The following is a 12,233-nucleotide window of genomic DNA, read 5'->3' on the forward strand; positions in this document are numbered from 1 at the left end:
TGCGGGGCTGTTTTCCACAGTCGGGTGTCGGGGCACCGAACAGGTGCCCGCACGAGGTCGGAAGAATTGCGGGTCAACGAAGCTCATGGACAGTGCAGCCGCCGAGAAGAGTCCAGCCCGATCCCAGTCGATGACGGCGCTGCTCGAGCAGGCCCTGGACGTGGCGAAGCGGTTCGGCCGCGGCGACCTGGCGCAGCGTCTCGACTCGGCCCGGGGCCGGGTGCAGGACCCGCGGATGCGGATCGTGGTGGTCGGGCCGCTCAAGCAGGGCAAGAGCCAGTTCGTGAATTCGCTTCTCAATCTCACCGTGTGCTCGGTGGGCGACGACGAGACCACCGCGATCCCCACCGTCGTCCAGAACGCGGAGACCGCGTCGGCGGAACTGGTCCTCGCCGATCCGGGCGCCGACCCGATCCGGGTGCCGCTGCCGCTCGACGAGTTGAACGGCATCACCCCGGCCTCGCCCCGCGCCGGGGGCCGGGAAGTACTGCGGGTGGAGGTGAACGTCCCGAGCCCGCTGCTCGCCGACGGGCTGGTCCTCGTCGACACCCCCGGGGTGGGCGGCGCGGGCAACCCGCACGCCGCGAGCACGCTCGGTCTGATTCCGGCGTCGGACGCCGTGTTCGTCCTGTCCGACGCCAGCCAGGAATTCACCGAGCCGGAACTCGGTTTCATCCGCCAGGTCACGAGCCTGTGCCCGTCGGTGGCCTGCCTGATCAGCAAGACCGACCTGTACCCGCACTGGCGCGAGATCGTCGAGGCCGACCGGGGGCACCTCGCGCGCGCCGGCCTGGACGTTCCCCTGATTCCGATCTCCTCGGTGCTGCGTTCGCACGCGCTGCGCCTGCAGGACGAGGAACTCAACACCGAATCCGGTTTCGTCGAGCTGTACGCGTTCCTGCGCGACCGGGTGGTGGCGCGCGCGGAGGCGAACACCCGCCGGGCCGTGTCGCTGGACGTGTCGTCGGCGGCCGAGCATCTCACCCTGGGGATCGGCAGTGAGCTTGCCGCCCTGCGTGATCCGGCGAAGGGCGTCGCCGCGGTCGCGGAACTGCAGAAGGCGAAGGCCGCCGCAGAGGAACTGCACAAGAAGACGTCGCTGTGGCAGCAGACGCTCGGCGACGGCATCGCCGACCTGGCCGCGGACATCGACCACGACTTGCGGGACCGGTTGCGCCGCGTCACCCGGGAGGCGGAGGAGACGGTGGACGAGGGCGATCCCGGTAAGGACTGGGACGCGCTCGGGCAGTGGCTCGAGCAGGAGTTCGCCACCGCGATCGGCGACAACTTCGTCTGGGCCCACGACCGCGCGCTGTGGCTGGCCGAGGTGGTGGCGCAGCACTTCGCGGAGACGGGGTCCGTCGAACTCCCGCACCTGGACGTCGCGAACGTGGACGGGGTCCTCGAACCGGTGGCCTCGCTCGCGGACCTCGAGGCGGGGCGCATCGGGATCACCCAGAAGGTCCTCGTCGGGATGCGCGGCTCCTACGGCGGCGTCCTCATGTTCGGTCTGATCACCACCATGATGGGGATGGCACTGGTCAATCCGATCTCGATCGGCGCCGGAGTCCTGCTGGGCACCAAGGCGTACCGCGAAGACCGGGAGAGCCGGATCCTGAAGCGGCGGGCGGAGGCGAAGACCGCGATCCGCCGGTTCGCGGACGACGCCAGCTTCCAGGTGGGCAAGGAGTCGAAGGATCGGCTCCGGTCGATCCAGCGGTTGCTGCGCGACCATTTCACCGCGATCGCCGAGCAGGCTCTACGGTCGATCAACGAGTCGCTGCGGGCCGCGCAGGAGGCGGCGAACCTCGAGTCCACCGAACGGACCCGTCGCATCGCGCAACTCGAGAAGGATCTGCACGTCGCTTCCGAGCTGAAACAGCAGGCCGCGCAACTCGTCGCAGGCGACGCGGGAGCGGTCACGGCATGACCGCCGCTCCGCTCCACGAAGCCCGGGCACTCATCGCGTCCGCCCGGCAGTTGTACGCAGGTCGCCCCGAGATCCGGGATCAGCTGACCGAATGCGCCCGGCGACTGGAACAACCGCTGCGGGTGGCGCTGGCCGGTTCGCTGAAGGCCGGCAAGTCCACGCTGCTCAATTCCCTGGTGGGGCAGGACATCGCGCCCACCGACGCGACCGAGTGCACGCGCGTCGTCACCTGGTACCGGAGCGGGTCGACGCCCACCGTGACGGCCTGGTACCAGCCGGACCCGGGCACCGGCGGCCGGCGTTCGGCGAACGTCCCGGTGCTGCGCCGGGACGGACATCTGACGTTCGACCTCGGACACCTCACCGCCGACCAGGTGGACCGCCTCGACGTGGAGTGGCCGTCGTCCGCGCTGGCGCACACCACGATCATCGACACCCCGGGCACGTCCTCGCTGTCGCGGGACGTCTCGGCGCGCACGCTCGAGATGCTCACCCCGGACAACGAGGCGTCCGGCGCGGACGCCGTGGTCTACCTGCTGCGCACCCTCAACGCGACCGACGTCCAGTTCCTCGGTCAGATCGGCGACCACGTCGGCGACGAATCGGGACCGCTCGGTGTGGTCGGGGTCGTGTCGCGGGCCGACGAGGTGGGGGCCGGACGCCTGGACGCCATGATGTCCGCGAAGGAGGTGGCGTCCAGGTTCGCCGGCGAACTCGAGCGCACCGGGCTGTGCCAGGCCGTCGTCCCCGTCGCGGGTCTGCTGGCGCTCGGGGCCCGCACGATGCGTCAGGCCGAGTTCGCGGCGTTCCAGCATCTGGCCGAGGTCCCGGTGGACGACCTGAACCTGGCGATGCTCTCGGCCGACCGGTTCGCGCGCGAGGACAGTCCGCTTCCCGTGGACGCCCGGATGCGCGCCCAGCTGGCAGACCGCTTCGGGCTCTTCGGGATCCGGATGGCCGTCACCCTGATCCGGCTGGGCACCAAGGACTCGCCGACGCTGGCGGCCGAACTGGTGGCACGCAGCGGGCTCGACGAACTGCGGCAGGTGATCGACATCCAGTTCGGGCAGCGGGCCGATCAGTTGAAGACCCACTCGGCGCTCGTGGCACTCAAGCGGGTCCTCACGGCGCATCCGGTGCCGGGGGCGGGCGAGATCCTGATGTCGGCCGAACGACTGCTGTCCGACGTGCACGGTTTCCAGGAACTGCGCCTGCTCGGGCGGCTGCGGTCCACCGACGTGGGGCTGCCCGCCGACGACGTGGCCGAACTGCAGCGCCTGATCGGCGGATTCGGCATCCAGATCTCGGAACGACTGGGCACCGATGGCGACGACTCCGTGGAGTTGCAGCGGATGCGCGCACTCGCCGCGGTACGGAAGTGGCGCGAACGGGCACGCCACCCGTTGCTCGACCAGTTCACGGCGAGGGCCTGCACCGTCGCCGCCCGCAGCGCGGAAGGTGTTCTGGAGGAACTGAACACCGTGCGTCTGTAGTTCGGGTCAGGTGGCGGACACGCCCGCGATCTCGCCCTCCCGGAACGCGTCCACGAACAGCTGGTGGTCCTTGCGGCTGACCTCGGCGTAGGCGATGCCGAAGTCGACGATCTCGCCGACGAACTCGTCCAGCCTGCCGTCGACGACGTTCTGGATCGCGTCCTCGGTCTGGAACGTCACCAGGGTCTGGTCGCTGTCCTCGTCCGAGACGCAGTGCACCTTCGCCGTCGCCCGGCCGAGGTCCTCGAGCAGCGGCGCGATGTCCTCCGGTTCGGTGAGGTCGGACCAGTCGAGGTCCAGTTCGTACGGGGAGAGTTCGGCGACGACGAAGCCGGTGCCGTCGATCTCCGTGTAGCCGAGCAGCGGATCCGTGTGGACCTGCAGGGCGCGCTGACTCACCGCGGTGCGGTGACCCTCGTGCTCGAAGTACTCCCGGACACCGGGTTCGTCGACGATCCGGCTCGGAGCGGCGACGTTGCCCTGCTTGAGGGACAGCACGATGTCGTTCTCGAGCGCCTGGGACGCCCCTTCGATGAGCACGTTGTACGCGGGCAGACCGGCGCTTCCGATCCCGAAGCCCTTCCGTCCCACCACGTCCTTGATGCGGTAGAACACCGGGCGAGTGGACCGCTTGCTGCGGGGGACCCGCTCGACGTACTTCTCCACCGCCTCGCGGACCGTGGCGCGTTCGGCCTCCTCCAGTTCGCGGACCCCGCGCCCGCGGCGGAAGTGCCGGTCGAAGTCCTCCAGCACCGTGACGGATTCGAGCAGGCTCACCCGGGTGGCGAGGCGCGCGCTCAGCAGGAGGTCGTGAATGGCGCCCCGCGAATTGTCCAGGCGCAGCGCATACGCCTCGTCCTCCTCCTCCCGCGCGTACTGCAGGACCTGCTCGACGTAACTGCGCAGATACGTCTCGGCGAGTTCCCGGACATCGCTCTCGGGGAGCGCCTTCTGCCAGCCCATCAACGCCAGGCTCGCGACGAAGCGCCGCAGATCCCAGCTGAAGTGCCCCACGTACGCCTCGTCGAAATCGTTGACGTCGAAGACGAGCGTGCCCTCCGAGTTCATGTACGTGCCGAAATTCTCCAGATGCAGATCGCCGTGAATCCACACGCGGCCGGTGCGCTCGTCCGCCCACGGATCGTCGAACTCACGCAGATCGTCGTAGAACAGGCACGCGCTGCCCCGGTAGAACGCGAACGGGTTGGCGGCCATCTTCCGGAACTTCGTGCGGAACGCGCTCGGGTCCGCGTCCATCAGGTCGGCGAAGGTCTCGACGAGGACCTCCACGATCCGCCTCCGCCTCGTGGAATCGGCGTCGTCCACAGCAGCCTCCTTCTCGCGGCAGAACCGTCACGACCGCACCGAACCACGGTAACGCTGCTGCCCTGCTGGTGACTGCAGATACGCCCACGCATCGGCCACGATCTCGTCGAGATCGGCGTGTTGCGGGCGCCAGCCCAGTTCGGCCTGCACCCGGGCGCCGGACGCGACGAGGACCGCCGGATCGCCGGCGCGGCGCGGCGCGTCGCGCGTGGCGACCGTCCGGCCCGTCACACGTTCGCAGGACGAGATCACCTCCCGCACACTGAACCCGGTGCCGGTGCCGAGGTTGTAGATCCGGTGCGTTCCGGGTCGCGAGGATTCGATCGCGAGGACGTGCGCCTCGGCCAGGTCGCGGATGTGGATGTAGTCGCGGACGGCGGTACCGTCGGGAGTGGGCCAGTCGGTGCCGAACACCGAGATCTCGGCGCGGTGCCCGGCCGCGACCTGCAGCACCAGCGGGATCAGGTGGGTCTCCACGCGACGGTTCTCGCCGAGACCGGCGTACGCGCCCGCCACGTTGAAGTACCGGAGGCTGCACGCCGCCAGTCCGTGGGCGTGCGCGTACGACGTGATCGCGTGGTCGATCGCCAGTTTGGTGGCGCCGTACGGGTTGGTCGGCCGGGTCGGTGCGTCCTCGGTGATCGGCACGGAATCCGGTGAGCCGTACGTCGCGGCCGTCGAGGAGAACACCAGCCGGCCGGTGCTGGAGGAGCGTATCGCCTCCAACAGCGTCAGCGTCGTGACGACGTTGGCCTGCCAGTACGTTTCCGGGGTCTCCACCGACTCGCCGACGAGTGAGCGGGCGGCGAAATGCAACACGCCGTCGACATCCCCGGCGCCGAGGACCCGGTGGGCGGCGTTCGCGACGTCGTCCTCGACGAACTCCGCCCCGGCGGGCACCGCGTCGGCGTTGCCGGTCGAGAGGTCGTCGACGATCACGACCGAGTGGCCGCACTCGAGCAGCCGCTGTGCGCAGACGCTGCCGACGTATCCGGCACCGCCGGTGACGAGAAGTTTCACCGTTCTCCTTCGAGTATCAGTCGCCGAGCCGGGCGCCGGTCGTGGGCGAGAAGAAGTGCAGGCGGGCCGGGTCCGGTGCCAGCCGGATCACGTCGCCCTTGGCTGGGGAGGCGGAGTCGCTGACCCGGGCGACGATGTCGTGACCACCGAGTTCGCCGTCCCGAACGAGGCGCCCGTACACGTAGGCGTCGGCGCCGAGTTCCTCCACGACGTCGACCTTGACGGCGGTGCCGGTGCCGGCCGCGCGCCACGATTCGGGCCGCACGCCGACGACCACCCGGTCCGTGCCGAGCTCGTCGAGGACGGCGCGGGGCACGGGTGTGGCCAGTGAGCCGATCTGCGCGGCGCCGCCTTCGATGTCGACCTCGAACAGGTTCATGGCGGGCGACCCGATGAATCCGGCGACGAAACTGTTGACCGGCTTCTCGTACAACGTCTTGGGGCTCGCGCACTGCTGGAGGAGGCCACCCTTCATCACCGCGACGCGGTCGCCCATCGTCATGGCCTCGACCTGGTCGTGGGTGACGTACACGGTGGTGGTGCCCAGCCGCCTCTGCAACAGTGAGATCTGGGTGCGGGTCTGCACGCGGAGCTTCGCGTCGAGGTTGCTCAGCGGCTCGTCCATCAGGAACACCTGCGGGTTGCGGACGATCGCCCGGCCCATCGCGACCCGCTGGCGCTGCCCGCCGGACAGTGCCTTCGGCTTTCGGTTCAGGTAGTCGCCGAGGTCGAGGATCTTCGCGGCCTCCTCGACGCGGCGGCCGATCTCGGTCTTGTCCATGCCGGCGATCTCGAGGGCGAAGCCCATGTTCTTCGCGACAGTCATGTGGGGGTACAGCGCGTAGTTCTGGAACACCATCGCGATGTCCCGTTCCTTCGGGGCGAGCGCGGTGACGTCGCGTTCGCCGATGCGGATGGCGCCGTAGTCGACGTCCTCGAGACCGGCGAGCATCCGCAGCGACGTCGACTTGCCGCAGCCGGACGGGCCGACGAGGACGAGGAATTCGCCGTCCTCGATGTCGAGGTTCAGCGAATCGACGGCCGGCACATCGGAACCTGGGTACATCTTGGTGGCTGCGTCGTACGTGACTTGTGCCATGGTGTTCTCCTGGTCGTGGAAGGGATCTCAGAGTCGGTGTGCCGAGCCCGACGGCTCGGCGGACAGGAACTGGGGGACCGGCAGGCCGGCGGAAGCGGCCCGGCGGACGACGGTCTCGACGACGGCGTCGACCCGGCCGGCGGGCACCAGGGCGATCGCGGAGCCGCCGAACCCGCCCCCGGTCATCCGGGCACCCCAGGCGCCGGCCGCGAGGGCGGCGTCGACGGCGGAGTCGAGTTCGGCGGAGCTGACTTCGTAGTCGTCGCGCAACGAGGCGTGCGAACGGTTCAGGGCGTCGCCGATGTCGGCGATGCGCCCGCGGTCGAGCAGGTCGGCGACCTCCCGGACACGGCGGATCTCGCCGAGCACGTGCCGGGCACGCTGCGCTACCGGGGAACTGAGCGCCGCGACCGCCGCGTCGGCGTCGGCGACGTCGCGCAGGGTGGCGACGCCGAGGTCGGCGCACGCCTTCTCGACGGCGGCGCGCCGGTTGCCGTACTGGCCGTCGACCAGTCGGTGCGGCGCGTTCGTGTCGATGACGATCAGCCGGGCGCCCGCGGAGCCGAAGTCGAGGGGGACGTGCCGGGTGGCGCCGTCCCGGCAGTCGAGGAGCAGAGCGTGGCCGGGGCGGGCGAGCATCGCCACCGACTGGTCCATGCCGCCGGTAGAGGCGCCGGCGATCTCGTTCTCCGCGAGGACGGACGCCTCGATCAGTGGCCGGCGGCCGTTCGTGTCCGTGGGTAGTCCGGTGAGGTCGGCGACGGCCAGCGCGAAGGCGCACTCCAGGGCGGCCGAACTCGACAGCCCGGAGCCCACCGGAACCGTCGAATGCACCGCCACGTCGAAACCCGTTCCCGCCGTGAGATGTCCGGACCGGCGCAGTGCCCACACCACCCCGGCGACGTACGCCGCCCAGCCGGACGGTTGGCCCGGGGCGACGTCGACGAGCGCGCCCCGCCAGGTGTCGGTGGTGTGCGTGGACACGGCGTGCAGGATCCCGTCGTCGCGCACCCGGACGGCGACCACGGTCCCGTACGGGAGGGCGAACGGCAGGACCAGCCCGCCGGCGTAGTCGACGTGCTCGCCGATGAGGTTGACCCGGCCGGGCGCGGTCCAGACACCGTCCGCGTCGCCGCCGAACGTGTTGCGGAACAACGCCTCCGCGGTGTCCGCGACCGCGCGGACGTCGACAGGGGTGACCCAGTGCGGTGAACTCACGACGCCACCTCCCGCAGCCGGTCGGCGATGCGCTCGGGGGTGGTGTCGTTGACCCACGCCCCCATCCCGGACTCGGATCCCGCCAGGTACTTCATCCGGCCAGGGGAGCGCATCATCGAGAACAGCTGCAGGTGCAGGCGTCCGAGCGGGCGGTCGTCGCCGACGGGCGCCTGATGCCACGCGGCGATGTAGGGGACGGCGTCGACGCCCTCGAAGAACCGGTCGACCCGCCGCAGCAGTTCGAGGTAGACGTGGGCGAGTTCATCGCGTTCGTCGTCGGTCGGTTCGGTGAGGTCACGGATGTCGCGGTGGGGTGCGAGGTGCACCTCCAGCGGCCAGCGCGAGGCGGCGGGAACGTACGCGGTCCAGTGTTTTCCGGTCAGGACCACCCTTCTGCCGGAGCGTGTTTCGGCGTCGAGGACGTCGGCGAGCAGCAGCCGCCCGGTGCTCTCGAAGTGCTCGCGGGAGCGCCGGATCAGCGCGTCCGTGCGCGGCGGCAGATACGGGTAGGCGTAGATCTGACCGTGCGGATGGGTGAGGGTGACACCGATTTCCTTGCCCCGGTTCTCGAAGCAGAACACCTGCCGCACCCCGGGCAGCGCCGACAGCTCGGCGGTGCGGTCGGCCCAGACGTCGACGACGGTGCGAACCCGGTCGACACTCAGGGTGGCGAACGCGGCATCCGGGTCGCTGGTGAAGCACACCACCTCGCACCTTCCCGCTCCCGGGGCCAACGGCCACAACGCTTCCCCGTCGACGCAGTCGGGGAGGTCCTGCTCGGTGGCGGCCGTCGCCAGCGACGGGAAGCGGTTCTCGAACACCACGACGTCGTAGTCGTCGGCCGGAATCTCGGTGGGCGCCTTGCCCGGCCGGCTCGGGGCGAGCGGTGACGCGTCCGGCGGTGGCAGGAACGTGCGGTCCATCCGCTGCGCCGCGATCACCACCCACTCACCCGTGAGCACATCGAACCGCATCTGCGACTGCGACACCGCCGGCGGCAAGGGGCGCGAATCCACCAGTTCCCGGGTGGCGTCGCCCGACACGTACGGCTCGGAGTCGTCGAAGTAGATCAGTTCGCGGCCGTCCGCGAGCGTTGTCCGGGTCTTGCGCATCCGGACCCGCGCGGGGGCCTCCCGCGCCTCCTGTTCGTCACGCACGGTCATCGTCAAGTCCTTCCCGGTTCTCCCGTGTCACCACGAGATCGCCGACGTGGTCGGCGAGGGCTTCCTGGGCGGCGCGCTCGAGCCCGGCGTCGGTGATGAGGATGTCGACGTCGGACAGTGGGATCGTGTTGGCCAGCGCGGTCACCCCCCACTTGGTGTGATCGGCGAGCACCACGACCCGCCGCGACGACGCGACGAGCGCCTGATTGGTCTGTGCTTCCATCAGATTGGGGCAGGTGAGCCCCGAGTCGATCCCCATGCCGTGGGTGCCGAGGAACAGCATGTCCACGTGGATACCGCGGAGGGCGGCGACCGTGAGCGGCCCGACCAGTGCGAACGACGGGGTGCGCTGACCGCCGGTGAGGAGGACGGTCTGGTCGTCGCGGCCGCCCTCGTGGAACGCGTCTGCGACGGGCAGCGAATTGGTGACGACGGTGATGTCGGGGACGTCGAGGAGTTCGCGTGCGAGCGCGTGTGTGGTCGTGCCGCCGGAGATGCCCACCGACGTGCCCGGGCGCACCAGCCGGGCGGCGGCGCGGGCGATGGCACGCTTGGCCTCGCGGTCGAGTTCGGACTTCGCCGAGAACCCCGGTTCGTGCACACTCGCCGACCGCGGCAGCGTGACTCCGCCGTGCACCCGTTCGACGAGACCCTGTTCGACGAGTTCGTTGATGTCGCGCCGGATGGTCATGTCGGAGACCCCGAGGGTCGCGCCGAGGTCGACGACCTTCACCGCACCGTGCGCGGTGACTTCGTCGAGGATCACCTGCTGGCGCTGACGAGCGAGCATCATGCGTCCGCCTTTCGTGTCCGGGCGCCGCGGCCGGCGCTGCCTTCGCGAATCACAGCACAGCTGCCCGGTTCCAGGGCGAGCGGTCCGTCGACCACCCGTTCGGTCACGAGGTCGGTTCCGGACACGTCCACGGTCACCTTCTCGTTCGTGTGGTTGAGGACGAACAGCCACGACCCGTTCTCGCCCCGCCTGCGCACGATCTCGACGTCGGAGTGCCGTCCCGCGTGAAGGTCGAGACCGGCTGCGGCGCAAATTGTCTCGGCGAGCCTCGCCCAGCCCCGCGGGTCGGGGACGGTGGCGAGATACCAGGCCGCGCCGTCGCCGACGGGGCGCCGGGTGAGGGCGGGCACGCCCTGCAGGTGTCCCTCGGTGTGGCGGGCGAGGACGTCCACATCCTCGGAGACCGTCAGGTATTCGGTCCAGATGCCGGCGGCGGTGCCGTCGTCGAGGACCACGGTCTCGTCGTCGGCGAGCGGGAAGAATTCCTCGGTGCGGACGCCGAGGAGATCGCGGAACGCCCCGGGATAGCCGCCGAGCCGGACGTGATCGTCGCGGTCCGCGATCCCGGAGAACGCGGTGACCAGCACCTGGGCGCCCGCCCGGGCCGCGGCCTCGATCCGCGCGGCGTCCTCGTCGCTGCACAGGTACACGGCCGGGACCACCACCACGGCGTATCCGCTCAGATCGGCGTCCGGGGGGATCACGTCACACGTGACGCCGGAGAAGGCGTGATGGGCGCGTTCGGCGATCGCCATCGGCTGCATCAGCCGGGACGGATGCCCGTCCTGCTCGCACGCCCACTGCGACTCCCAGTCGAACAGCACACCCACCGGCGCCTCCACACGGCTGCCTGCCACCGGCTCGAGGCGGCGCAGGACGGCACCGAGCTGGACGACCTCCCGCCAGCGGGCGGAATCGGTGCCCGCGTGCGGCACGAGGGCGGAATGGAACTTCTCGGCGCCGGCCTGCGAGGCACGAAACTGGAAGTAGGCGATGCCGTCCGCTCCGCGGGCCACGTGAGTGAGGGAGTTGCGCAGCATCTCGCCGGGCGCCTTCGCCCGGTTGACCGGCTGCCAGTTGACGGCGCTCGTCGAATGCTCCATCAGCAGCCACGGCCGCGACCCGGCGATCCCGCGGGTGAGGTCCGCGGAGAACGACAGCCGGTGGTGGGCGGCGCCGTCGCCCGTCGCGGGCCCCACCAGGTAGTGGTCCGTGGAGACGAGGTCCTGTTCGGGCGCCCACTGCGCGTAGTTCATGTCGCCGGCGAGCGACTGCGGTGAGCCCATCCCCACCATGAAGTTGGTGGTGACGGGGATGTCGGGGGTGATGCGCCGCAACACCTCCCGCTCCGCGAGGTACTGGTCGAGGAGGGCGTCGGAGCAGAATCGGCGCCAGTCCAGCAGATGGGTGGGGTTGCCGAACGTCGTGCTCACGGCGGGCGGCACCACCTCGTCCCACGCGCTGTAGCGCTGGCTCCAGAATGTCGTGCCCCACGCCCGGTTGAGTTCGGTGAGGTCGCTGTAGCGACGCTGCAGCCACCGCCGGAACGCCCGCGCGCTGTCGGGGGAGTAGCAGCGCGAGTTGTGACAGCCGAGTTCGTTCGACACGTGCCACAGGGCGAGCGCCGGGTGGTCGCCGTAGCGGACGGCCATCTTCTCGACGAGGACGAGGGACAGGTCGCGGTAGACCGGGGAACTCGGGCTCCAGGTCTGCCTGCTGCCGATCTCGTACCGGTAGCCGCGCTCGTCGACGGGCCGGACCTCGGGATGCGCCGCCGTCAGCCACGGGGGCGGGGACGCGGTGGCGGTGGCCAGGTCGACGCGGACACCGCCCCCGTGCAGGAGATCCAGGACGCGATCGAGCCAGCCGAAGTCCCAGGTGTCGGGGGTGGGCTGCAGCCGCGCCCACGAGAACACGCCGACGGTCGCGAAGTCGACACCCGCCTCGCGCATGAGTTCGACGTCGCGCCGCCACACCTCTTCGGGCCACTGCTCGGGGTTGTAGTCACCGCCGAAGGAAATGCCCCGGGTCGGCCACCTCAGGGGCCGCCCGCCGGAGTCGCTCGCTGTGTGCATGCTCACAATCTGTCGGATCTCCGTTCAAAAGTCAACACGAATGAACATTTCTGCACTTCCGCAGGTGAAAGCGTATCGATCCGGTTGACAATGCGCGGATGGTCGTGATTTTGTAA

General features: G+C 70.0%; 9 protein-coding genes. 2 read left to right on the forward strand and 7 right to left on the reverse strand.

Annotated elements, in window-relative coordinates; genetic code table 11:
- The first annotated feature begins 85 nt into the window (after window positions 1-85).
- Both ACFU5V_RS04770 and ACFU5V_RS04775 read left to right on the forward strand, forming a co-directional pair.
- The gene (locus tag ACFU5V_RS04770; protein WP_378697284.1) at window positions 86-1,930 is read left to right on the forward strand and encodes a dynamin family protein; all 1,845 of its coding nucleotides are present in this window, start codon (window positions 86-88) and stop codon (window positions 1,928-1,930) included.
- Complete coding sequence (locus ACFU5V_RS04775) at window positions 1,927-3,423, forward strand: dynamin family protein (protein WP_378697286.1); 1,497 nt, start codon at window positions 1,927-1,929, stop codon at window positions 3,421-3,423. Before ACFU5V_RS04770 ends, ACFU5V_RS04775 begins: the two co-directional genes overlap by 4 nt.
- A gap of 6 nt (window positions 3,424-3,429) precedes the next feature.
- On the opposite strand, the gene ACFU5V_RS04780 is transcribed toward ACFU5V_RS04775, so the two are convergent.
- From ACFU5V_RS04780 to ACFU5V_RS04810, 7 genes are read right to left on the reverse strand one after another with little or no spacing between them, the layout of a single operon-like run.
- Window positions 3,430-4,749, reverse strand: a complete 1,320-nt coding sequence (locus tag ACFU5V_RS04780) for a DUF2252 domain-containing protein (RefSeq protein WP_378430152.1) — start codon at window positions 4,747-4,749, stop codon at window positions 3,430-3,432.
- A gap of 27 nt (window positions 4,750-4,776) precedes the next feature.
- Window positions 4,777-5,769, reverse strand: coding sequence for a UDP-glucose 4-epimerase GalE (gene galE, locus ACFU5V_RS04785; RefSeq protein WP_378697288.1), 993 nt, complete (start codon window positions 5,767-5,769; stop codon window positions 4,777-4,779).
- A 16-nt stretch (window positions 5,770-5,785) separates the two neighbouring features.
- Complete coding sequence (locus ACFU5V_RS04790) at window positions 5,786-6,868, reverse strand: ABC transporter ATP-binding protein (RefSeq protein ID WP_378430150.1); 1,083 nt, start codon at window positions 6,866-6,868, stop codon at window positions 5,786-5,788.
- Window positions 6,869-6,895: 27 nt separating this feature from the next.
- Window positions 6,896-8,086, reverse strand: a complete 1,191-nt coding sequence (galK, locus tag ACFU5V_RS04795; protein ID WP_378697290.1) for a galactokinase — start codon at window positions 8,084-8,086, stop codon at window positions 6,896-6,898.
- Window positions 8,083-9,249 carry a galactose-1-phosphate uridylyltransferase gene (galT, locus tag ACFU5V_RS04800; RefSeq protein ID WP_378697291.1) on the reverse strand — a complete coding sequence of 389 codons (1,167 nt, stop codon included), beginning with the start codon at window positions 9,247-9,249 and terminating at the stop codon, window positions 8,083-8,085. Before galT ends, galK begins: the two co-directional genes overlap by 4 nt.
- The gene (locus tag ACFU5V_RS04805; RefSeq protein WP_083395591.1) at window positions 9,236-10,042 is read right to left on the reverse strand and encodes a DeoR/GlpR family DNA-binding transcription regulator; all 807 of its coding nucleotides are present in this window, start codon (window positions 10,040-10,042) and stop codon (window positions 9,236-9,238) included. Before ACFU5V_RS04805 ends, galT begins: the two co-directional genes overlap by 14 nt.
- Window positions 10,039-12,117: a beta-galactosidase gene (locus ACFU5V_RS04810; RefSeq protein ID WP_378697293.1), complete on the reverse strand. Its 2,079-nt coding sequence runs from the start codon at window positions 12,115-12,117 to the stop codon at window positions 10,039-10,041. The genes ACFU5V_RS04805 and ACFU5V_RS04810 overlap by 4 nt, the downstream gene beginning before the upstream one ends.
- Window positions 12,118-12,233 lie beyond the last annotated feature (116 nt).

The organism is Rhodococcus sp. NPDC057529, from assembly GCF_042802055.1.
GTDB lineage: Bacteria > Actinomycetota > Actinomycetes > Mycobacteriales > Mycobacteriaceae > Rhodococcus_F.

Bases quoted from the DNA above. Each gene is read 5' to 3' on its own strand.
- ACFU5V_RS04770 (WP_378697284.1), top strand. From the start codon at position 86: ATGGACAGTGCAGCCGCCGAGAAGAGTCCAGCCCGATCCCAGTCGATG.
- ACFU5V_RS04775 (WP_378697286.1), top strand. From the start codon at position 1,927: ATGACCGCCGCTCCGCTCCACGAAGCCCGGGCACTCATCGCGTCCGCC.
- ACFU5V_RS04790 (WP_378430150.1), bottom strand. From the start codon at position 6,868: ATGGCACAAGTCACGTACGACGCAGCCACCAAGATGTACCCAGGTTCC.
- galT (WP_378697291.1), bottom strand. From the start codon at position 9,249: ATGACCGTGCGTGACGAACAGGAGGCGCGGGAGGCCCCCGCGCGGGTC.
- ACFU5V_RS04805 (WP_083395591.1), bottom strand. From the start codon at position 10,042: ATGATGCTCGCTCGTCAGCGCCAGCAGGTGATCCTCGACGAAGTCACC.
- ACFU5V_RS04810 (WP_378697293.1), bottom strand. From the start codon at position 12,117: ATGCACACAGCGAGCGACTCCGGCGGGCGGCCCCTGAGGTGGCCGACC.